The organism is Singulisphaera chitinilytica, assembly GCF_049331405.1.
Taxonomy (GTDB): Bacteria; Planctomycetota; Planctomycetia; order Isosphaerales; family Isosphaeraceae; genus PoT.
In genome coordinates, this window is sequence record NZ_CP186274.1 from 7,781,552 (window position 1) to 7,803,905 (window position 22,354).

A 22,354-nucleotide genomic window follows, 5' to 3' on the forward strand; every position below is an offset into this window, starting at 1 on the left:
ACCGCTGGGCTGGCCTATAATTTTTAAGGATTAGGGAAACGCGCCGGACAGGCCCACATGCTCGTCCCCAGCCAAGTCATGACCAACCCTTGGCCTGTGCCTCGATGGGGCTCCCTGGAAGTCGTCGAACGCTGGCTTGCTTCTTGCATGTTGGGCTTTCCCTGGTTTCGACCCTTTTCTGTTCGTTTCGCGTCCTCATCGTCCTCCAATAGGATCTTGTCATGGCTCCTCCCAAGCCCGCCGAGGCAAAGAGACGCTACTTCAGCGTCGAAGAGGCGAATCGGACATTGCCTCTTGTCAGGGCGATCGTGACCGACATCGTGCAGCAGTGGCACACGGTCAACGAACTAAAACAGCGGCTCACCGCCGTCATGGGCGAACGCAAGCGGCCCAGCGGTGACATTTACTCTGAAGAATTCGCGCAGAGTCAGTCCGAGATGGAGGCCGAGGAGGAGAAACTCGCCTCGTACATCGAGGAGTTGACGAAACTAGGCGTCGAGTTGAAGGGACCCGACGGACTCTGTGACTTCTACAGCATGATGGACGGCCGAGAGGTTTACCTCTGCTGGCGACTCGGCGAGCCCGAGGTCGGCCACTGGCATGAGCTGAACGCCGGTTTTGCCGGACGGAAACCCTTGGTGTCCCTCGCAGCCACGCGAGGTTCGAGCCGAGACCACTGAATTCTTTCGCAGCAGCAACCCGGCGGCGACCTCGATCGGGTCGAGCCGGATAACGTCGCGGATCCGGTTTCCGCCGGATTTCACGACCCAACATAGAAAACCCAGCCCACAGGGTCACTCGGATCCTGTCGCTGGGTTTTTCGTTTTCACGACGACAGACGGTTTGAAAACGAGCACATTAGGAGTGACATTCGACGCGCCGATGGTGCCTCGACGGTGAAATTCCTCAGCGATATGGGATCTAGCGGTTTCAACGTGAGAATGGGTTTCCCATTTCGAGCCGCTTGGGTTGGCGCTAGAAGTCCCGGCTTTGGTCGCGTTACACTGTGACTGTCACTCCACTTGGTTTTGGTCGTGCGACTCCGGACCACGGGATGAGGCGGCCTGAGCAGTCCAGCTTCTAGACGGTGGGTGAGCCGGGTGGTGCGTGAATCCGAGTCAGTACGACTCCAGGAAAGGTCGTCGTGAAAGAGTCCAGCGCGGTGGCGGAAAAGGCTGAGAAGAAGTCCGGTTCTGCGGTCGCCGATCGTTCCAGGTTGGCAATTTACTGGTACCGGATCGTCCAGATCGTGGTGGCGACGGCTCTCTACTCGCTGGGGGGTATCCGGGCCTCGGGTCGGAACAACCTGCCCACGAAGGGCGGTGCCCTTCTCGTTTCCAACCACGCCAGCCACCTCGACGTCTTCATCCTCGGCATTCCTCTCCATCGTCCACTGAACTACGTCGCCCGCTCCACGCTTTTCTTCCCGCCGCTTGGTACCTTGATCCGCTCGGTCGGAGGATTTCCGATCCAGCGCGAGGGCATGGGGGCTCAGGGCCTGAAGGAGACCCTCAAGCGTCTCAAGTCCGGCGGTATTGTTGCCCTATTCCCCGAGGGGACTCGGACAAAGAACGGGGAGATCGGTGAGTTCAAGTCGGGGATCGCCGTCCTGGCGGCTCGAGCCAAGGTCCCCATCATCCCGGCTGCGGTCGCCGGTACGTTCGAGGCTTGGCCGAGGTCTCGGATGTTCCCGAAGGCGGCTCCGGTCAGCATCCACTATGGCACGCCGATCACTCCCGAGGAGCTGTCCCAACTCGACGGCGACGCCATGACGGATCTGATCCGAGTGCGAGTCCTCCAATGCCAGGAGCAGGCCCGTTGCTCGCTCGCCACGATCCGCAAGTGAGGCGGCATCGAAATTGGAGTTGGCCGATTTGGCAAGTTACGATAAAGTTCGCCTACCTTGAGACCGAACGGCACACCTCCGTCGGAGGTTCTTGCGCCGGTTCTTCGGTTCGTTCCGATCTGTCCACAAGGAAGTGTGGATTTCACAATTCGTCGCACCGCCTGGTCGGAGAGTGTGGACCTGGTCGCGGCAAAGGAGTTCCGCCATGCGACACCCGCGAATCCTGCGTGGGAGCCTCAAGTCGATCGCGGCCGGCTGGGTCCTGGCTTCGGTCGGATGCACACATAATCACTACTACGGCAACGCCGTTCCCGTGTGTGGGCCGACGGCCGTCGTCCCGGGAGCGGTGAGCAGCAGTGCCGTCTGCGATCTCCCCTCGACGGTCACGGGGGGTACGGTCATCTCGCAGAATGGGACGCGAGGGACGTACGTCAGCTCCGCCCCGATGCCGTCGGGTTCCCGACCTCCCAGCGTCGTGGTGAGCGAGTCGCGCTCCAAACCTTTCGGTAGCTGGAGACGCTCGGACCCAGATGCGGGTCTGGCCCAGACCAGGGTTGAAGGTGCGTTGGACGAAATCACGACGCGTTAAGCCCGGGGCTCCTACTCCCCCCCTCGAATCTCGGCCATACTTTGTGTTTCCATGCCTCCTACACGCAATGCGTCTTAACACGCTCGTCTCCTCGAACCATGGGATCGATGATCGACGTACAAGAGCGTCTGTGGATTTTTGTACAGTAGACGCATTGCTTCGGAAACCCGATCCTGATATTGTTGGGTCGGTTGAGTCGGTGCTATCCCTAACGCTGCCAGGAAATTGGACATCGAGGCGAAGACGGAGCGATGGCGAAACGCAAAGGCCGGTCGAGTCAAGGTCTCAACCTCGAGGCGAGAGCTAAGTCCGTAGTCGAGGATGTCTCGCTGGCCGAAGCCACTCGGTCGCGCTACCTCAACTACGCCCTGAGCGTCATCACATCGCGTGCCCTGCCGGACGTCCGTGACGGCCTCAAGCCCGTGCAGCGTCGCATCTTGTACGCGATGTGGCACGACCTGCACGTCACCTCCGAATCGCGGTTCATCAAGTGCGCGGCCGTCGTCGGCGAGGTGATGAAGAGCTATCACCCTCACGGCGACTCGTCCATCTACGACGCTCTCGTCCGGATGGCCCAGCCGTTCAGCCTCCGCCACCCTTTGATTGAGGGCTACGGCAACTTCGGCTCGATCGACGGCGACCCGCCGGCCGCCATGCGATACACGGAGTCGAGGCTCATGCCCATCGCGCATGAGCTCCTCAGCGAGCTCCGCGATAAGACCGTGGACATGCGGCCGAACTACGGGTCGACGACCGATGAGCCTGTCGTTCTGCCCGCGCAGTTCCCGAACCTGCTGGTCAACGGCGCCGCCGGCATCGCAGTCGGCATGGCGACGAACATCCCGCCGCACAATCTCAAGGAAGTCTGCAGCGCCCTCATCGCGCTCCTCGACAACCGCGAATTGTCCATCGAGAAGCTCGTCCGACACATTCAAGGTCCGGACTTTCCCACCGGCGGCGTCATCCTCAATTCGGCCGAGGAAATCCTCCAGATCTACGCCACGGGTCAGGGCGCGATCAAGCTCCGAGGCACCTATGAGGGCGATCCCGAGAAGCCGAACGTCGTCCTCGTCACCTCGATCCCATACGGCATTGAGAAGGACGCCCTCGTCCAGCGCATCGGCGAACTGATCAGCAAAGGGCAAGTCCCGCAACTCGTCAACGTCAAGGACCTGAGCACCGAGGACGTTCGCATCGCGCTCGAGTTGCGACCCGGATCGAATGCCGAGGCGGCCCTCGCCTACCTGTTCAAGAACACGCCGCTCCAGTCCAACTTCAACGTGAACATGACCTGCCTCCTCCCGGCCGCGGGGGCGGAGGTGGCCGTTCCCGACCGCCTGGACCTGAGGAGCATCCTCCAGCACTTCCTCGAATTCCGCATGGAGGTGGTGACTCGCCGCCTCCAGCACGAGCTCGAGAATCTGCTACATCGGATCCATATCCTCGAAGGCTTCGCGATCGTCTTCAACAATTTGGATGAAGCGATCCGGATCATCCGCGCGAGCGATGGCAAGGCAGACGCCGCCCCCAAGCTCATCAGCCGGTTCGGACTTTCCGAACTCCAGGCCGATGCGGTGCTGGAAACCAAGCTCTATCGACTCGGCAAACTCGAGATCCAGGACATCCTCGACGAACTGGCCGAACGGCGGAAGCGGGCGGACGAGATTCAGGCCTTGCTAAACGACGAGCCGGCTCGTTGGAAGATCATCCGGGGCGAACTGAAACAAATCTCGAGTGCCTACGCCGAGCCTCGCCGGACCAAGATCGAAGGACCCGCCGCGCCGATCGAATACCGCGAGGAAGATTACATCATCGACGAGGATTCGTGGGTGATCATCACGCGGGACGGCTGGGCCAAGAGGCAGAAGTCGTTCAATGATGTTGCCAGTATTCGCGTTCGCGATGACGATCGCGTCGGCTGGATTTATCGAGCCAGGGCCAAGCATACGATCACGCTCTTCACCGATCGCGGCATGGCCTACACGCTCCGAGTGAATGACGTCGCCATGACCACGGGGCACGGAGAGCCCATTCAAAAGCTCTTCGCCTTTGCGGACAATGAACACATCGTCGGGGTGATTTGCCACGACCCGCGCTGCTTGCCTGTTCCGGTGAAAGTCCAGGACACGAGCAACGAGCCCGTGCAGAAGAGCCTGAATGGGGAGATCGGCCAGGTCAACGGGAATGGTGCACATTCGGCCTCTCCTCCTCCACCATATGGCATCGCCATGACCGCGGGGGGCAAGGTGCTCCGATTTGCCCTGGCCTCACACGCACCGGTCTCGAATCGCAACGGTAAGACCGTAGTGCGGCTTGATGGTCTCTTTGAAGATGACGCAGTGATCGGGGTCGAGGCCTCCGATGGTTCTGAGAACGTCTGCCTGGCGACGAAGTACGCCCGAGTCCTGATCTTCCCCGTGACCGAGGCCACCATCGTCGCGGGGCCTGCCAAGGGCGTGACGGGGATCAAGTTGGACCTCAAGGATCGGGTACTAGGTTTCGCACTTGCCAACCGCGTTCGAGAGGGCCTGACGGTGCGAACGAATCGGGGTGCGACCATGGTTATTCGTACTACGAGATACCAACCTGCATCTCGCGGAGGGAAGGGGAACGGCGTCCTCCAACGCGGTTCATTCGACGCCGTCGTCCACGACGAAGTACGGCCAATTCCCCCGGTCGAGGAAATCGGCGAGGTCTGAGAGCTTCGGTTGTGAACAGGGCTTCATGACCTCGCGTATTGGTCCATATCGGGCGAGCATGCAGTCGAGGCACTTCCCGGCATGTTCGGCCTCGTGCGGCGACGACACGCAGCGGCGATGGGCAATCTTAGACGAAAGGTGCCCCATGGCATCCGGAACATATAACGCAGAGTCGATCACCGTACTCGAAGGCCTCGAGGCCGTCCGTCGCCGCCCGGGTATGTACATCGGTGGTGTCGATAAGGCCGGCTTGCATCACCTCCTCTGGGAAGTCGTCGACAACGCGATCGACGAGGTGATGAACGGTCACGCCACCCGGATCGTCGTCACGCTCGAGGCCGATGGCAAGACGATGTCCGTCGCGGACAACGGCCGCGGCATCCCGGTCGACGTCCACCCCAAGACGGGCAAGAGCGCCCTCGAAGTCATCTTCACGACCCTCCACGCGGGCGGCAAGTTCGACAACGACGCCTACAAGGTGGCCGGCGGTTTGCACGGGGTCGGCGCGAGCGTCGTCAATGCCTTGAGCAAGTCGCTCGTCGCCCAGGTTCGCCGTGACGGCATCACGTATACCCAGCACTACCAGCGAGGCAAGCCACAAGGCTCGGTTCAACCAGGCGAGCCGGCACGCGGCACCGGGACGACCGTCACCTTCACGCCCGACACCGAGATCTTCCGCGACGCCAATTATGATCCGGAACTGATCTCGGAAAGGCTTGAGGTCAAGACCTACCTCAACAAAGGGTTGGTCATCCAGTTCGTCGACCTCAAGAACAAGAAGAACGTCGAATTCCGACATGACGGCGGGGTGGCCGACTTCCTCGACGCCATCACCAAGTCTCGCGGCGATGCTCGCGTGGCGGCCTTGCCCTTCGTCGTCGAACGCGAGGACTCGGACGAAGGGATCCGCTGTCACGTTGCGCTGACCTGGACCGAGTCCACCGAAGAAAGCGTCCGGTCGTTCGTGAATACGATCCCGACGATCGACGGGGGGACCCACGAACTCGGCCTACGTGAGGCGGTCAGGACCGCGGTCCGACGCTTCATGACCGACCATGAGCTCGTCAAGAAGGGGATGGAGATCAAGAACGAGGATATCCTCGAAGGCTTGACCGCCGTCATCTCCGTCTGCGTCCACGAGCCCCAGTTCCAGGGTCAGACCAAGGGGCGTCTCAATAACACCGAGGTGCGCGGTCAGGTTGAGTCGATGGTGCGGCCCCGGCTCGAGAGCTTCCTGCTCAAGAACAAGAGCGTTGGCGACGCAATCGTTGCCCGCGTCATCCAGGCGGCGAAGGCCCGCGAGGCGAGCCGGGCGGCGGCATCCCAGGTGCGTCGGAAGACGGCGATCAGCAACCGCCTCAACCTGCCGGGCAAGCTGCATGACTGCGACAGCACGAACCCGGACGAGTCGGAACTGTTCATCGTCGAAGGTGATTCGGCAGGCGGCTCCGCCAAGCAAGGGCGGGACCGCGACATCCAGGCCATCCTCCCGCTCAAGGGCAAGGTCTTGAACGCCGAGCAGGCGGGCAAGGCCAAGGTGTTGGACAACAAGGAGTTGACCGACATCATCAGTGCCCTCGGCTGCGGAATGGATGACCAGTACGATCCGGCCCGCCTCCGCTACGGCAAGGTCATCCTCCTGACCGATGCCGATAGCGACGGCCACCACATCGCCACGCTGCTGCTCACCTTCTTCTATCGTCACGTTCCCGGCCTCCTGCACGACGGCCGGGTCTTCCTCGCTTGCCCTCCTCTATACAAGATCACCCACGGGCAGGAGACCCACTGGGCGGCCGACGATGGAAGCCGCGATCGGATCCTGGCGAAGCTTCCCAAGAATGCCAAGCCGAACATCACCCGGTTCAAAGGCCTCGGCGAGATGCCTGCGCAGCTCCTCTTCGAGACCACCCTCGACCCCGTGCGTCGGCGCCTCCTGCGCGTGACCGTCCCCGAAGATGACCGATCCTACACCGAGCGAACGGTGACGGACCTCATGGGCAAGGAGCCCGAGGCCCGCTTCAAGTTCATCATGGCCGAAGCCTATACGGCGAAAGATATCGACATATGAAGACAGATTGCTCGTCATACCACCTTCATCGATCCCTCCCGAGATTCTCATTCATGGCTTCAAGCATGGATGAGAATCTTTCGCGCGCCTTTCGACCCCGCGGCCTGGAATGCCTCTTCGGCCTGATCCAGTGAATATTTCGCGCCGATGAGGGGACGGACGTCGACCCTTCGATTTGCGAGGGCTTGGATCGCCTTCGTGAACGGGCCGCAGCGCGAGCCCACCACCCTGATCTCGTCGATGACGACCTCGGCGAGGTTGATCGTGTAGTCTCCGGCCACCGTTGTCTTCAGCACGACGGTTCCACAGGGGCGCACGAGTTTCAAGGCACTCGGGAAACCCGTCGGCGAGCCGGTGGCATCCACGACGACGTCGAATGTGCGAGCCTCGATCGCAGGATTCCCGATCAACTTCGTATCAATCCCTGCTCCGGCGAGGGCCAGCTTATCTTGATGTTTACCAATTAGAGTGACTTTGCACCCGGCCTCACGGAGGATCCAGGTGCAGAGGAGCCCGAGCTTTCCGTCGCCAAGGACCGCAACTTTGGTTTCGGAGCTCAGGTCGAGTTGCTCGCTGATCCGGAACGCGGCGGCGAGCGGTTCGATGAAGACCGCCTCGTCGTCGTCGATGGCATCGGGAATTTCATGAAGATTCGCCGATTGAACGGCCACGTAGTCGGCCATGGCCCCGTCGTGCCGGAAAATCCCGAGGACGGAGCGATTCGGGCAGTGGCCGAGGTTGCCCGCGCGACAGGTCTCGCAGTGCCGGCAAGCGTTGTTGATCTCGGCGGTGACCCTGGCGCCCGACTCCGTCATCCCAACGAATTCGTGACCGAGCACTCCTTGAAATTGCATGTACCCCTTGGCCAGTTGGATATCCGTGTCGCAGATCCCGACGGTGCGCACGGCGACGAGGATTTCGTCGCTCGAAGGTGCCGGGACCGGCAGGTCGCGGCGAAGTCGGATGGAGGATCCGTCACAGTAAACGCCTCTCATGTGCAGACTCGTCGTCCTAAAGAGTGATTGAAAGACGCATTGAAGCGGAATTTGCCCACACCGCTCAATTTTCTCCGGTTTCCACTTTGTCGGTCGAGATGAAACGTGTAGACTCGCTCGGCACGTTCTTCGGCCTGCCAGGAACCGGCCGATCCTCAACGCTCTCTTCCAAAATTTGGAATCCACGAGCGATACGGCCGAGCTTCACCGTCCCTTGAAGAATGTAAGGTAGGTGGGTCCCCTGCCGAAGCACGGCTCGGGCCGTTGAGAGGTTCTCCGTCCCGCAGTAGGCACTGCCTTCACGACGACGAGACGGCCCGCCGCATCGAGACGATTCTCCCACGGACAACATCGAGTCAAAGGTTCCGCATGAGCACTACGACTGCCGCCCCTCCCGAGTCGCAACCGATCCGCATCGCCTGGGGGCCCGTCATCTGGATCCTTGGGTTGCACATCGGGGCGCTCCTGGCCTTTGTACCCGCCTACTTCACCTGGCAGGCCTTGCTCCTCTGCGTGGTGCTCCACTGGGTGACCGGTGGCATCGGCATCACCATGACCTACCATCGCCTTCTCACTCACCGCAGCTTCGCCACTCGTCCCAAGTGGCTCGAATATGTTCTCACCGCGATCGGTTGCTGTGCGTCCGAAGGCGGGGCCATCGGCTGGGTGGCCGACCATCGTCGTCATCATGCCCACTCCGACGAACCGGAAGATGTCCATAGCCCCAAGCATGGCGGGTTCGCCTGGGCCCACATGCTCTGGTGGATGACCCCCGACGTCACGTCGGACCATACCCCCGAGTATTATGCCCGCTGGGCCCCCGACCTCAACAAGGATCCCATCCACCGAGTGATGGATCGGTATTTCATCGTCTTCCCGGTCCTATCGGCCGTGGCCCTCTATGCGATTGGCGGGATGCCCTTCCTCGTGTGGGGCTTCTTCGTTCGCTCGGTCCTCGTCCTCCACGCGACCTGGCTGGTGAACTCGGCCACGCACGTCTGGGGCTATCGCTCGCACGAAACTCGCGACTCTTCGACCAACCTCTGGTGGGTCGCGATCGTGACCTACGGCGAAGGCTGGCACAATAATCACCACGCCTACCAGACGTCGGCCCGCCACGGTATGCGTTGGTGGGAAGTGGACATGACCTACATGATGATCTGCGCCATGAAGATGGTCGGCATCGCCCACTCGATCAAGCTCCCCAAGATCAGCAAGTCGAAGGCCAAGGCTACGACTGCGGCGGCCGAGACCTCGTCCGACCTGAACAACGACGAGCAGCCCGAACTGCTCGCGACGGCCCCCTGATCTCGTCGGATGATCGAACCTGGACGCCGATGACCCTGTCACAGAAGGGTCATCGGCGTTCATCCGTTTCATCGCCGGGGTCGAAAACGGGCGCCGATTCGACATCCTCCCAGAAAAAGCTTGAAAGGGGAGGCGTCGGTACGGATGATGACAAGCGGAGGCGGCCCTAGCTCAACGGCAGAGCAGGGGACTCATCGTTTTGCCAAGAAATGGTGGCGCCGGGGGGTAACCCCTGAACGCGAACCGGGTGAATTGCGGGAAGCCTAAACCTTGGGACTTTGCGAGACAGTGACCAGGGCAAGGTAATCCGCAGCCAAGCCTGGCCGGGCTCCGGTGGCCAGGAAGGTTCAGAGACTAACGGGGTGAGTCCCAACAATAATCCCCGTCGACGAGCGCCCGGCCTCCTCGGCCACGAAATGTGACGAGGAGGATGAGATAGTCCAAGCCTCATGGAAACATGAGGGCCCTTGAATCCCTTGGTTGCAGGTTCGAATCCTGCGGGCCGCACTTTCGGGAACGTGAAGATTAAGGTTCCCGGCCGTCCCCTCCCCTGCTCCGAACGAGTCGGTGAGGCGGGTTTATGATCCGTTGAGACACGCCTCGACATTGGCGAGGGACCGGCGCCGGGCCTCCTCCCGGCTCCGCCGGTCTCTCCTGCTACTTCCGCGATGGGCTACGAGAAACATGGCGAGCGACCGCTGGCGGCCGGGTCTAGGGGCATGCGTCAGTTGGCTGATCGTCGTGGTCCTGGGATTTCTCCATGGCTGGGCTATCTGGCTTGGTCTCGGGGGACGGGATGGATTGACCAACGGTTGGCCGCTTGCGAAGGATGACCATCCCCTCTACTACCATAGCGCCCTCGTCACACGAGCCTTCCTGAAGTCTACAGCGACGACGGCCGGGTATGACCCGACGTTCATGTCGGGGTATGCGAAAAGCATCGTCTATCCGTCATCTTCGACGTTGCCGGAAGTCGTAGTCGCGCTCTTAGGTGGTTCCCAACCCGAGTTGGCTTACAAGGTCTACGTCTTGATCTCGGCCGCCCTCATCCCCTGGATGATCGCACTCGCTGGGGTGGCATGGAGGCTCAGTTCGACGGCCATTGCCTTTGCTGTGGCCTTCTTCCTCCTCTATGTCTGGACGGATTTCCCGATCAATTACGCGGCTTTTGGGATGCTCCCCTATCTGCTGGCCATACCATTAGGGTTGCTGGCCACGGGCGTCGCGGCCCGGTTCATTCAGGCCGGTGGCTTGGGTTCGTGGATTTTGGCTGCGGTCCTGCTGCCACTTGCCGTGCTGGTGCATATGACGAGTTCCATGATCGTCGTGCCCGCACTCGCCCTGGCCTACTCCACCAGCCTCATCCATATCGAGTCTCGAATCAGCTTTGGCCGGATGCGCCATGTCGGAGTCTGGTTGCTGCCCTTCGTGGTACTTGTCGCGAACGCGTTCTGGTGGCTACCGGGTCTCTGGCTTTCCTCCACCAAGGGGGTGTCCGATTTCGCATTCGCCCATCCCGAAGGGGTCCTCACGCGGCTCCTGCAGATCGTCAGCACCGAGTCGCCTATCGAGAGCATCCTCTGGGCGTTCGGCCTCGTGGGGATCGTCCTGCTGATAAGAAGAGGGCTACAACTCGGTCTGGCTCTCTGCGGCTTCGCTGTTGCGGGGTTCTTCTGGGGATATCTCGCGGGGGGACTCCGAGCCCTGGATTTCCTCCAGCCGGGGCGACATACGTTTGCGTTCTATTCGGCGATGGCGCTGGCGTCGGGATTCGGAGTGGCCGAGGTTCTGGAGCGCCTGAAGGCAAGTGGACCGGGGCGACTGGATCGCTGGGTCCTGGCGGGTCTCCTCCTGATCGGCGCGCGGTTCTTCCTGCCTCCGGTCCGTGGTGCCGTCGGAGCACGACTGCAGGACCCGCCATTCTTGTCGAGCCAGCCGACTCCCCGCCTCCTCTGGGTCGTAGATCGCGTCAAGCGTCATGTGAAGCCAGGCGGGCGGTTGCTCTATGAGGAAGGGGGCTTCGGCATCCAAGGGGTCCCCGACCCGTTCCAGGGGGGACGGTTTAGCGGTCTCTTGCCCCAGCGAACCGGGGTCGAGCTGATCGGCGGGCCCTATCTCCACGCCTCGCTCACTACGAACTTCACGCAGTTCGGCGAGAACAAACTCTTCGGCAAGGCGAACTGGACGAAGGAGCATTTCGTCCGCTATGCCAGGCTCTACAGGCCGTCGGCCATCCTCTGCTGGAGCCCGCTCGCACGCGGATTCTGCCGGTCGAACCCTGACCTGATCGAGGTCCTCGAGGATGACGGGAGTCTCTTGATCGCGAGGGTCAAGGGCTTCGAGGGGGACGCGATCGAAGGGCAGGCTACGGTGACTGCGAAGGCGAATGAGCTGCTCGTCGAGGACGCCAAGCCTGGGGTTGACGGCTTCATAGTGCTGCGGTATCACTCCGTTCCGTGTTTGCGGACCACCCCACCCATCCCGTGGGACTCCGCCTTCTTAGAACAGGATCCTGTGCCGTTCATCCGGTTTCGTCCGACGACGGGCCCGGTCAAATTCGAGCTTCGGTTTCCGCCGGCCTCGGATCGCGACCGCAAAACGGAATGAGCGGGCTCGTCGAGATCCTCTAAGATACGTCGAGTGGCCCCATCTCCAGGGAAGGAGTGAGCCGTGCCACCTGCTGCCGATGCGGCGGTCCCTGATTTCGACCGCCATTTCCGCCGCGCGATCTGGATCGCGGCCTTGATCACCGCCGTCGGAGCCGCCCTCGTCTACGCCGACAAGGCCGCCGAGGACCGCAGCGCCTTCATCCGCTGGCGGCACCAAGTGCTCTCATTCTGGGAAGGTGTGAACATCTATGATGAGATGATGTTCCCCAACCCCCCGATCTTCCCGATCACGCTGTATCCCTTCGCCAGTCTGCCGAAGCTCACCGGGGCCATCACCTGGTTCACGCTCAAGGTCGCACTGACAACCATCTCGATCTGGCTCTGCTTCCGGATGGTCAGGCCGGCGGGTAGCAGGACGTTGCCATCATGGATCCAAGGCCCGGTGATCCTGCTCACCTTGCGGCCGATCATGGGCGACCTGCACCATGCCAATAATAATCTGATCATCCTATTTTTGATCGTAGCATCCCTTTACTCCTGGCGCAAGGGGTATGACATACTGGCGGGCCTCATCCTGGCCCTGGCCATATCCTACAAGGTCACGCCCGCACTCTTCGTACCCTACTTCGCCTACAAGAGGTCGTGGCGGACCGTCGGTGCGACTTGCGTCGGCATGGTGCTCTTCTTGTTCGTTGTGCCGAGCATGATCATCGGCCCGTCGTTCAATCTGGAATGCCTGGCGACTTGGTGGAAGCGGATGATGAGCCCCTTCATCATCAAGGGGAATTCCAGCTCGCAGGAGATCAACCAGTCGTTGCCAGGCGTCCTCACGCGGCTTCTGACGGAGACGAAGGTCGGTGGCGGCCGCTATGACAATCACCTCGACCTCAACATCGTCGCCTGGGACCCTGCCACGGTGAAGATGCTGGTCAAGGGTACGACTCTGGCGTTCGTGGGACTCCTCGCCCTGCTCTGCCGGACCAAGACGACGCGACGCGACGACCCAAGGCTCCTCGGCGAGTTCGCGCTCGTGGTCTTGACGATGCTGTTCGTCTCGGAGCGGAGTTGGAAGCACCACTACGTGACGTTGTTGTTGCCGTACACCTACCTCGTCTATCGCGCGGCCAGCCCTAAATCGCCAAGATACGTGCGATACGGGCTCATAGGTGCGCTGGTCGCGTCGGCGCTGTTCATGGCCTCGACGTCGACCGAGATGGGCGGCCTCTTCATCCGCGGTGTCGGCCATAAGATCGCGCAGGGTTACGGAATGTTCCTCTGGGCGGGCATGATTCTCTACATCGCGACCGCTTGGCGGGTTTGGGTGGAGAAAAACGATACTGCGGACGATAATGGAGACGAACGGCCAGTTACGCTGGGGCGGAGCTCTCCGGCGCCACACTGGGCGGGACGGACACGAAGGCTCGTCTCCGAATGAATGATTCTCGGCTTGATCCAATGCCCATGAGCGATATTTGCTCGTGAGACGTACGACCCCGCAAGGATTGCGGGGTCAGCTACGGGACTCGTTCCGCACGGTTGTCACCTCTCATCTGGTCAGTCGGACCACGTCTCGGAAATTGGCCAAGGAGGGCCTATGGACCCGCTCAAGCGCACCCCGCGTAAAGAACGAAAAGCTCGGATCGGGGCCGAGCAGCTTGAGGCCCGCGAGCTGTTGACCGGCGGGGCTGGCAATACGTTCGCCATCATGAACGGGAGCGTGACGACCTCGGGCGAGACGGCCGCCGTCAGCTTCACGATCGACCCCTCGAACTTCACGCTCCCCAAGGGCAAGCTTGCCCTGGGTATCGATGTCGTGGCGGCGAACGGCTCGAACCTGAAGCCGCTCATCTCCTCGGTCGACGACCCGCATGGCAACATCATCCCCCAGACCTTCCACTCGATTTATAATCCGCACCTGACCCACTATCAGGTGGCGAGCGGCCAGGGCACGAATGCCGTGCTCGTACCCGTGACCCAATATCCAGGTGATCCCTCCAAGCCGGCCACTTATACCGTCAACGTGACAGGTCCTGGGGCGACCACGGGCGACTTCCTGCTCGGGTTCTACCTCCCCGGCGATGCAAACGGCGACGGCAAGGTCGACAAGACCGACCTCCAGTTGGTCAAGCAGAACTCCGGCACCCGCAGCTCCAGCTCGAATTACAACTTCAACGCGGACGTGAACCGCGACGGCCGCGTCGGCAAGATCGACATCGCCTACACGCTTCAGAACCAGGGCGCCAGCCTGACCATTAACCCGGTCGTGCAGGCGAACCTCGTCCCCTCCAGCGTGAGTGATTCGACGAATCGCATAACGAATAGCCCTTCGGCGCAGTTCACAGGGACTGCCTCGCCCGGCGCATCGATCACCTACACCAACACGAACAGTCCCAGTGCCCCCCCCGTCGTCACCACGGCGGACAGCACCGGCAACTACACCGTGACGGTGCCGCTGATCGTTGGCTCCAATACCTTCTCGGTGAAGTCGGTCGACTCGTTCGGCCAGACGATCGTCGGCAATATTTCGCCGGTGACCTACAAGCCGACCGTTTAACTTCCAGGGTCGCACTTGCGACTTCGAAGTCGATATCCCCGAGTCTCGATGGCTATCGAGAACCCGAGTTGACCAGGGCCCGTTGGATCGCTCCGCGAACCAACGGGTCTTTTTCGTTTTCATGGGCTCTCAGAGCCGAGATGGCCTCTGGAGTGGCAATACGCCCCAAAGCCCACGCAATCGAGCAGCGGATCACCGGTTCCTGGTCGGATAGGAGAGCAACGAGCGCGGGGACGGCCTTGGACTCCCGGCGATTACCCAGGATTAGTGCTGCATTTCGCAAGAGTCCGGTGCGTTTCGACCGTGACAGTGCCGTTCGCCTGATCGACTGCGCGAAAACCCTGGGGTCGGATTCGAGCCAGGCGATGAGGTCGGGATTCGTCAACTCCTGGCGAGGCGCTAGTTCGGGCTCCCGACCGTGCGGAGCCTTGCGATTCCAGGGGCAGACATCCTGACAGATGTCGCATCCGAAGACCCATTCGTTGAGATGAGGCGCGAATGACTCGTCGATCGGCCCCTTGTGCTCGATCGTCCAGTAGCTGATGCACTTCCGAGCGTCGAGTTGATACGGAGCGACGAACGCATCGGTCGGGCAGGCGTCGAGGCATCGCGTGCAACTGCCGCAGTAGTTCTTCGTCGCCGGCTCATCCACTTCGAGGTCGACGTCGACGAGCAAAGCACCGAGTAGAGTGAAGCTCCCGAGCCGTCGGTCAATGAGCATCGTATTCTTGCCCACCCAACCAATCCCGGCCATCCGCGCGAAGTCTCGTTCGAGGAGAGGAGCCGTGTCCGCAACCGCCTTACCCTGCACCTCCGGGGCTTCCTGCCGGAGCCAGGCGAGGAGCTCTTCGAGCCTACGCCAGAGGACCTCATGGTAATCGGCTCCCCGTGCGTAGCGGGCGACCTTTGCCTGCGTAGGACCGGGCAAGGTCGCCTCGGGCTGGCCGTAGACAAGGCTGACGATGACGACTGAACGCACGCCGTTGAGGACGTGCTCGGGATGCCTGCGAGCCTCGGCTCGGGCTTCCAGGTAATGCATCCCGGCGGCGTGGCCGGCCTCGAGCCAGTCCACGTAGTGCGGATAGCTGCCGGGTGTGACCGCCGGGGCGATACCCACTCGATCGAAACCGAGACGTCGAGCCTCGTCTTTCAGCCGAGTGGTCAGGTCATTTGTCATAACGGAGCGGGTCAACTCAGCGCGATCGCAGGGACTGCGAATCCTTCACGCCCAGATTCTCATAGATCCGACGCGTCGCGTCCGAGCGGTTAAGCGTGTAGAAGTGGATGCCCCGGACGTTGTTATCGAGAAGGTCGCGGCACTGCTCCGTCGCCCAGTGGTTGCCGACGCGGTCGATGGATTCGGGATCGCCCGAGCAGCGTTCGATGGCTTTCAGCAGGCGGGCCGGGAACCTGGCTCCGAGGGCGAGTTCCGCCATGCGCGTGATGCTCGAGTCCCGCGTGATCGGCATGATGCCGGCGATGATGGGGACGTTGATCCCGGCGAACTCGCAACGCTCGCGGAAGTCGTAGAAGTCATGGTTCGAGAAGAAAAGTTGCGTGCAAATATAATCCGCGCCGCTATCCACCTTCTGCTTGAGGAAGTCCATCTCCTTGAGGCGGTTCGGGGTTCCCGGGTGTCCTTCGGGGAAGCCGGCGACACCGATGCCGAACCCTCGCTTGCCGTTTCCAGGGCCCCAGCCCTTGATGAAGGAGACGAGGCCATCGGCGTACTGGAACGCGTCGCGAGAGCGGTCGTAGTCGGCCATGTTGCGGGGCGGATCGCCGCCGAGGGCGAGGATGTTCTCGATACCCGAGGCGTGATACCGGGTCAGGATCGCCTGCAACTCATCCTGAGAATGGCAGACGCAGGTCAGGTGAGAGATGGCCGTAAGGTTCGTCTCGCGCTGGATTCGAAGGATGAGATCCTGGGTACGCTCGCGAGTGGAGCCGCCCGCGCCGTACGTCACGGAGACGAACGACGGCTGCAGGGCCTGCAGTTGTGCGATGTGCGAGAAGAGCTCTTCCGAGGCCTTATCCGACTTGGGAGGGAAAAACTCGAAACTGAACGTCGTGGGGTGTGCCTGGAAGATGTCTTGAATATGCATGGCTCTGGCAATCCTTGTCGCTCGCGCACACATTTCCTCGAGAGTGCGATCCCGCGGCCTTAAGGATAATCAGATCCGTCAACAATCGGGAGGGTTTCGTCCCGGAATCGGCTTCGAAAGCCCGGGCGAAAGGGCTTGGGGAGATCCTAGACGACCCCTCCCGGCTGTTTGACCCCATTTTTCGGGCAGATCTTCGCCATGGAGCAGTCTTCGCAACGAGGTCGGAGCGCGTTGCAGACCCGGCGACCGTGATCGATGAGTCGATGGCTCAGATTAACCCACTCCTTTCGGGGGACGATTGCGACCAGTTCGCGTTCGATCACGACCGGTTCCTTGCTCTTCGTCAGCCCGAGCCGGAATGAGAGACGCTTGACGTGGGTATCGACCACGACCCCCGAGGCGATTCCGAAGGCGACGCCCAGGACCACATTAGCAGTCTTCCTGCCGACGCCGCCGAGCTCCGTGAGGGCATCGAGATCCTGGGGAATCTCACCCTGATGTTCCTCGACGACCTTTGAGGCCATCGCGACGAGGTTCTTCGCCTTGGAACGGAAGAAACCCGTGGTTCGTATGATTTCCTCGACATCCACGATCCGAGCCGCGGCAAGGTCCTGGACTTTCGGGTATCTCCGGAACAGCTCGGGCGTCACCATATTCACCCGGACGTCCGTGCATTGTGCCGAGAGGATCGTTGCGGCAATGAGTTCGTACGGGTTCCGATGCACGAGGGCACATTGCGGCTCGGGATAGAGGCGTTTCAAGGCTCGGACGACAAGCTTCGCCTGGGCAGCGGGATCGGGTTCTGGAGCCTTATCGCGTGCCATCCGTGGTTCCTTCCGAGCGAGATCGAACAAGCAAAGTTCATCGTATGGAACTCGCGAATTCTGTCAATCAAACACGCGACGGTGTCACCTCTTAGGCTCATCTCATTGGTGCTGGGTTCTGCCCCAAGGTGCTGAGGGTGAAACTCGCCGATGATCGAGATTGGTGCTTCATATGCCGTTCGCTCTTTCGCGATGAGAAACTCGAACCTATCGATAAGACTTCGCGTTGAGTCTTGAGCCGTTAACGCGACGGATCACCGTGACGTCAGCTTGATTTCGAGTCACGGACGACTTACAATGAATTGTGCGAGTGTCTCTCCGAAATCTTTGATCTGCTTAGACTTACGATTTCAAGAACCGTCCCTCCGTTCCGTCGGCTTGCTGCCTCGGTCGGGTCCCCTTCGAGATTGCCACGATGTCGTCCTCTTCCCCACATCAAGGTGTCCCTAGCAATGGTAATTTGCCCCATCCCGGGGACGAATCCGACCTCGAATCCGAAGGCACGGTGTCTCCGAAGGTGGACCTCGAACGAATCCGTCGCGCCGTCCGCGAGATACTGATCGCCGTGGGCGAAGACCCCGATCGCGAGGGGTTACTTGAGACCCCCGATCGCGTGGCCAGGATGTACGCCGAGGTGTTCCAGGGCCTGCACCTCGACCCCCGGATCCACCTCCAGAAGCTCTTCACCCAGAAGTACGACGAGATGGTCCTGATCAAGGACATCCGGTTCGAGAGCTTCTGCGAGCACCACCTGCTCCCCTTCATTGGTCAGGCCCACGTCGCCTACATTCCGAACGGCAAGGTGATCGGGCTCTCCAAGATCCCCCGCGTCCTGGACGTCCTCTCCAAGCGGCCCCAGATGCAAGAACGCTTGACCGAGGAACTTGCCGACCTGCTGATGAAAGAGCTGGACGCCAAGGGCGTCGCGGTCGTCGTCGAGGCCAGCCATAGCTGCATGACAGTCCGCGGCGTACACAAACCGAACAGCTCTTTCGTAACGAGCGCCATGCGAGGCACTTTCAAGGAGCGGCTCGCGACGAGGTCGGAAGTTATGGCCTTGATTTTCGGAGGCAAGTGAAGAAATTGCCACCAGTGGTAGCTTGGAATGCTGCGCGATCGCCAGAAGGTGATTGCGCCGCATGATCTTCTGATAGTGGTTGAGTCCTCTGGCGGATTTGAGAGGTTGTCTCGTTCGGAAGGTGGCTTGAGGTAGGACGAAACTCGAAGGAATTCATTGGGTTCCATCGTAGGTCTGATTGGGGTCGCGGCCGCTGGCGTCTTTCGCGGGACCACAGTCACGTTAGAATGTGAGCCTGTCCCATTCGACCCCGACAAAGGGCGACGCAAAGCGGCAGGCAGATCACGCACGACGTTTAAGATCGAGTCGATTTGCTGAGGTATACGCGAGATCTTTGCAAGGATTTGTGGCGGTCATCATGGCATGAGCACACTTCGAATTCACGAATTCTTGATGGTCCTAAGAGCAGTCCGTGTACGACTTTCTATGAGGTCTTGGGCGGGTGAGTAGAAGGCGGAAACGTCCTCGTTCGATTACCTGAGTTCGCCGAGTCAGGTTCCCCCCTCCCTTTTCCTCGCGTAAGGCCCACCCCGCCGAGCGTGCCGGCGTTTCGATCGAATCGACCCGCTAAAGGATCGTTGCCAAAAGTGGATGAACGCCGAGCGCGAATTCACGAGGATCTTAGAGGGATCCTCGCGGGCGACCTGTTGTTCGAACCGCTCGAGCGCGCATCCTACGCTCAGGACGCCAGCCTCTACGAGATTGATCCACTCGGTGTTGTCGTCCCGAAGTCGGAAGAGGATATTCTCTCACTCCTCCGCTACGCCGGAGAGAATCAGATCCCTCTCCATCCTCGCGGCGGTGGGACGGATGTCTCGGGGGCTGTACTCGGGCCCGGGATCGTCATCGACTTCAGCCGCTACTTTCGGCGGATCGTTTCCATCGGCCCCGATAATGTGGTGGTTCAGCCCGGCGTCGTGATCGACGTGGTGAACGGCCAACTCGCCCCGCTGGGACGGAAACTCGGGCCTGATCCCGCCGGGTCGGAATCGGGGACCGTCGGCGGAATGATCGGTGTCGATGCATCCGGTCCCCGTGCCCTCTGTTATGGGGCGACCAGCGACCACGTCCTGAGCCTCAAGGTCGCCTTCGCCAATGGCGAAATCACAGAGCTCAAGCGCGAAGCCTGGCCTTCGTTCGACGATGATCCGACCGACTTCAAGAGCGTCATCCTCCGCAAGCTCGGGGCACTCAATCGGCGGAACGGTGAGCTGATCGCGCGGAAGTCGCCGCGTACGCCTCGCCATCGCGCCGGATATGCCCTGGGTCCGGCCTCGTCGCCGGCGGGGATAGACCTGGCGCGGCTGGTCGTTGGATCCGAAGGGACGTTAGCCCTGGTCCTGGAGGCGAAGCTCCGGACCGTGCCGATCCCCACGGCCCTCGGTGCTGTGCTCCTGTCTTTCGCCCGCATCGGCGACGCCGCACAGGCGGTGGCGCATTGCTTGGAAAGCTCGCCGACCATCTGCGACCTCCATGACTGGCGTTCGATTCGCCTCGTCTGCGAGGCGGTCCCGGCCTTTCGCGAGTGGATACCGGATTCGGCGGGGGCCGTCCTGATCGTCGCCTTCGAGGGGGATGAGCCCGAGGAGGTCGCCGCGCGGGTCCACTCATTCTCCAGGCGCATCTCCCGGTCGCGCTTGCTGATCTCCGACCCCGTGCAGTTCACGAAGCGAGCCGAGAGCGAGCGGCTCCTTTCCCTCCGCAAGCTCCTCGAGCCACTGCTCATGCGGACGCGAGGCACCGTGCGCCCGGTTTCTTTCATCGAGGACGTGGCCGTTCCGCCGCAGGTGCTCCCCGATTTCCTGGCTCGATTGCAGACCGTCCTCAAGCTGAACGACGTCAACTGGGTCCTCGACGCCCATGCGGGGGTCGGTCGGATCCGCACCATGCCCTTCCTCGACCTGAGCGACCCCAGCGACGTTGCCAAGCTTGAACCGCTCGCGACGCAGGTTTATGAGATCGCCCTGGCCTGCGGCGGAACGATCTCGAGCGGGAGCGCGAGCGGCCTGGTGCGGACGCAGTTCCTGCGCCGACAGTTCGGCGACCTTGTGCCGATCTACCGCGAGGTCAAGGATGCCTTCGACCCGCTCAACCTGCTGAATCCCGGCAAGGTCATCGGCGATGACCCCCAGTTGATGCTCCGGAACCTCAAGCGATTCGCCCCCGAGCCCGAAGCCGAACCCGAACTCGAATCGACTGTCATCAAGTTGCGCCCTCTGCCCGTCCTGCGTTGGACAGAGCGCGGGATGGAGGAGACGGCCTCGGCCTGCAACGGTTGCGGGGCCTGTCGCACGAAGGCTCCCGATGCCCGCATGTGCCCAACCTTCCGGGCACTCGGCGTCGAGGCGGCTTCACCGCGCTCAAAGGCCAACCTCATCCGCCAACTCATCTCCGGGTCCGTTGACCCGAAGCTGTGGGGGACCGAGGAGCTACGCCAGAATGCGAATCTCTGCATCCATTGCAACCTGTGCTCGCAGGATTGCCCGTCCGGTCTCGACGTCTCGAGCCTGATGCTCGAGGCGAAGGCAGCCTACGTCGAGAATCACGGGCTCTCCCAGGGGGACTGGATGCTCTCGAGGGTCGACTTCTGGTCGTCGCTCGCGAGCCGATTCCCGATCATCACGAATGCACTGCTAACGAATAAGTCGTCGCGATGGGTGTTCGATCGGGTCTTCGGTATCTCGAAGATGCGTCAGCTTCCCAAGGCCCACCGCACGCCGTTCGTTCGCAGGGCGGCCAAACTCGGGTTGTCGCGCCCGAATCCCCAGAAGCCGGGGCCGAGGGTCGTCTACTTCGTCGACGTCTACGCCAACCACTTCGACCAGGAGTTGGCCGAGGCGGTCGTCGCCGTGTTGCATCAGGCCGAGGTCAACGTCTACGTCCCAGGCCGTCAAAGCGGCTCGGGGATGCCTGCCCTCGTAGCCGGAGACATCGACCGGGCGAGGGAACTCGCCCTCGCGAATCTTCGCATCCTGGGCGATGCGGTCAGGGACGGTTACACGATCGTCTGCTCGGAACCGACGGCGGCACTGATGCTGCGTCACGAGTATCTCAAGCTGACCGACGACCTCGACGCCTCGCTCGTCGCTCAGAACACCAGAGACCTCGGCGAGTATCTTTCGGGTCTCGATGCACGCGGACAGCTTCCCCAGCCCACCAATCCTCTCCGGGCGAGGGTCGGTTACCACCAACCCTGTCATCTGCGTGCACTCCAGGTCGGAACTCCTGGCCTCGACCTGATCCGACGGATTCCTGAACTCGAGGTCGAGTTTATTGATCGCGGATGTTCGGGCATGGCCGGGACCTTCGGCCTCAGGCGAGAGCATTTCCGGACGTCTCTGCGCGCGGGGCGCGGGATGCTCCGACGACTCCGCGAGAGCGATCTGGAGATTGGTGCGACGGAATGCGGCGCTTGTCGGATGCAGATGGAACAAGGCTCGTCCAAACGTACTCTGCATCCGATCAAGCTCCTCAGCCTCGGCTACGGCCTGAGCCCTTCGCTGATCCGGCATTTCCAGACGCCAAAATCACGCAACGAAATGTCCTGACAGCCGGTCCTCGCACAGCTTTGCACGTCTACGAAACGTGGAGAAGCTGGGCGGCTCCCCACGCGAAACTATCCTCTCATGACGAAGCAGGTGGCTTATGCGCCACATCTTCATCTCGGGTTGACGGTAAC

General features: G+C 61.4%; 15 protein-coding genes. 11 read left to right on the forward strand and 4 right to left on the reverse strand.

The window, feature by feature from the left end; all coding sequences use genetic code 11:
• Positions 1 to 221: 221 nt before the first annotated feature.
• The 5 genes from ACOYYX_RS30340 to ACOYYX_RS30360 all read left to right on the forward strand — a co-directional run bounded on the left by ACOYYX_RS30340 (position 222) and on the right by ACOYYX_RS30360 (position 7,202).
• The gene (locus ACOYYX_RS30340; protein WP_422926442.1) at positions 222 to 680 is read left to right on the forward strand and encodes a DUF2203 domain-containing protein; all 459 of its coding nucleotides are present in this window, start codon (positions 222 to 224) and stop codon (positions 678 to 680) included.
• 464 nt (positions 681 to 1,144) lie between these two features.
• Entirely contained in the window at positions 1,145 to 1,846 is a 702-nt protein-coding gene (locus ACOYYX_RS30345; RefSeq protein WP_422926443.1) for a lysophospholipid acyltransferase family protein, read from the forward strand.
• Positions 1,847 to 2,051: 205 nt separating this feature from the next.
• The gene (locus ACOYYX_RS30350) at positions 2,052 to 2,435 is read left to right on the forward strand and encodes a hypothetical protein (protein ID WP_422926444.1); all 384 of its coding nucleotides are present in this window, start codon (positions 2,052 to 2,054) and stop codon (positions 2,433 to 2,435) included.
• A 251-nt stretch (positions 2,436 to 2,686) separates the two neighbouring features.
• Positions 2,687 to 5,134: a DNA gyrase/topoisomerase IV subunit A gene (locus tag ACOYYX_RS30355; RefSeq protein ID WP_422926445.1), complete on the forward strand. Its 2,448-nt coding sequence runs from the start codon at positions 2,687 to 2,689 to the stop codon at positions 5,132 to 5,134.
• A gap of 145 nt (positions 5,135 to 5,279) precedes the next feature.
• Entirely contained in the window at positions 5,280 to 7,202 is a 1,923-nt protein-coding gene (locus tag ACOYYX_RS30360; protein WP_422926446.1) for a DNA gyrase/topoisomerase IV subunit B, read from the forward strand.
• Between the two features lie 59 nt (positions 7,203 to 7,261).
• Here the strand turns inward: ACOYYX_RS30360 and ACOYYX_RS30365 are convergent, their stop codons facing one another.
• A complete protein-coding gene (locus ACOYYX_RS30365) occupies positions 7,262 to 8,197 on the reverse strand; it encodes an MDR/zinc-dependent alcohol dehydrogenase-like family protein (protein WP_422926447.1) in 936 nt (311 codons plus the stop codon).
• A 369-nt stretch (positions 8,198 to 8,566) separates the two neighbouring features.
• Between ACOYYX_RS30365 and ACOYYX_RS30370 the strand changes: the two genes are divergently transcribed.
• The 4 genes from ACOYYX_RS30370 (at position 8,567) to ACOYYX_RS30385 (ending at position 14,668) form a co-directional block, all read left to right on the forward strand.
• Positions 8,567 to 9,505 carry an acyl-CoA desaturase gene (locus ACOYYX_RS30370; protein ID WP_422926448.1) on the forward strand — a complete coding sequence of 313 codons (939 nt, stop codon included), beginning with the start codon at positions 8,567 to 8,569 and terminating at the stop codon, positions 9,503 to 9,505.
• An 801-nt stretch (positions 9,506 to 10,306) separates the two neighbouring features.
• Positions 10,307 to 12,112, forward strand: coding sequence for a hypothetical protein (locus ACOYYX_RS30375; RefSeq protein WP_422926449.1), 1,806 nt, complete (start codon positions 10,307 to 10,309; stop codon positions 12,110 to 12,112).
• A gap of 63 nt (positions 12,113 to 12,175) precedes the next feature.
• Positions 12,176 to 13,549, forward strand: coding sequence for a glycosyltransferase family 87 protein (locus tag ACOYYX_RS30380; RefSeq protein WP_422926450.1), 1,374 nt, complete (start codon positions 12,176 to 12,178; stop codon positions 13,547 to 13,549).
• Positions 13,550 to 13,708: 159 nt separating this feature from the next.
• Positions 13,709 to 14,668, forward strand: coding sequence for a dockerin type I domain-containing protein (locus ACOYYX_RS30385; RefSeq protein WP_422926451.1), 960 nt, complete (start codon positions 13,709 to 13,711; stop codon positions 14,666 to 14,668).
• A gap of 52 nt (positions 14,669 to 14,720) precedes the next feature.
• Here the strand turns inward: ACOYYX_RS30385 and queG are convergent, their stop codons facing one another.
• The 3 genes from queG to nth all read right to left on the reverse strand — a co-directional run bounded on the left by queG (position 14,721) and on the right by nth (position 17,597).
• Entirely contained in the window at positions 14,721 to 15,785 is a 1,065-nt protein-coding gene (gene queG, locus ACOYYX_RS30390; RefSeq protein WP_422926452.1) for a tRNA epoxyqueuosine(34) reductase QueG, read from the reverse strand.
• A 76-nt stretch (positions 15,786 to 15,861) separates the two neighbouring features.
• Positions 15,862 to 16,773 (reverse strand): methylenetetrahydrofolate reductase [NAD(P)H], encoded by a 912-nt coding sequence (metF, locus tag ACOYYX_RS30395; RefSeq protein ID WP_422926453.1) that lies wholly within the window; start codon positions 16,771 to 16,773, stop codon positions 15,862 to 15,864.
• A gap of 146 nt (positions 16,774 to 16,919) precedes the next feature.
• Complete coding sequence (gene nth / locus ACOYYX_RS30400) at positions 16,920 to 17,597, reverse strand: endonuclease III (RefSeq protein ID WP_422926454.1); 678 nt, start codon at positions 17,595 to 17,597, stop codon at positions 16,920 to 16,922.
• Between the two features lie 415 nt (positions 17,598 to 18,012).
• Here nth and folE point away from each other — a divergent pair, with 415 nt between their 5' ends.
• Together folE and ACOYYX_RS30410 are read left to right on the forward strand one after the other, a co-directional pair.
• Complete coding sequence (folE, locus tag ACOYYX_RS30405; RefSeq protein ID WP_422926455.1) at positions 18,013 to 18,675, forward strand: GTP cyclohydrolase I FolE; 663 nt, start codon at positions 18,013 to 18,015, stop codon at positions 18,673 to 18,675.
• Positions 18,676 to 19,262: 587 nt separating this feature from the next.
• Positions 19,263 to 22,223, forward strand: coding sequence for an FAD-binding and (Fe-S)-binding domain-containing protein (locus ACOYYX_RS30410; RefSeq protein ID WP_422926456.1), 2,961 nt, complete (start codon positions 19,263 to 19,265; stop codon positions 22,221 to 22,223).
• Positions 22,224 to 22,354: the final 131 nt, after the last annotated feature.

Excerpts from the sequence above, each read along its gene's own strand:
- ACOYYX_RS30350 (WP_422926444.1), top strand. The coding sequence starts at position 2,052 with ATGCGACACCCGCGAATCCTGCGTGGGAGCCTCAAGTCGATCGCGGCC.
- ACOYYX_RS30385 (WP_422926451.1), top strand. The coding sequence starts at position 13,709 with ATGGACCCGCTCAAGCGCACCCCGCGTAAAGAACGAAAAGCTCGGATC.
- folE (WP_422926455.1), top strand. The coding sequence starts at position 18,013 with ATGTCGTCCTCTTCCCCACATCAAGGTGTCCCTAGCAATGGTAATTTG.
- metF (WP_422926453.1), bottom strand. The coding sequence starts at position 16,773 with ATGCATATTCAAGACATCTTCCAGGCACACCCCACGACGTTCAGTTTC.
- ACOYYX_RS30365 (WP_422926447.1), bottom strand. The coding sequence starts at position 8,197 with ATGAGAGGCGTTTACTGTGACGGATCCTCCATCCGACTTCGCCGCGAC.
- ACOYYX_RS30340 (WP_422926442.1), top strand. The coding sequence starts at position 222 with ATGGCTCCTCCCAAGCCCGCCGAGGCAAAGAGACGCTACTTCAGCGTC.
- nth (WP_422926454.1), bottom strand. The coding sequence starts at position 17,597 with ATGGCACGCGATAAGGCTCCAGAACCCGATCCCGCTGCCCAGGCGAAG.
- ACOYYX_RS30355 (WP_422926445.1), top strand. The coding sequence starts at position 2,687 with ATGGCGAAACGCAAAGGCCGGTCGAGTCAAGGTCTCAACCTCGAGGCG.
- ACOYYX_RS30370 (WP_422926448.1), top strand. The coding sequence starts at position 8,567 with ATGAGCACTACGACTGCCGCCCCTCCCGAGTCGCAACCGATCCGCATC.
- ACOYYX_RS30360 (WP_422926446.1), top strand. The coding sequence starts at position 5,280 with ATGGCATCCGGAACATATAACGCAGAGTCGATCACCGTACTCGAAGGC.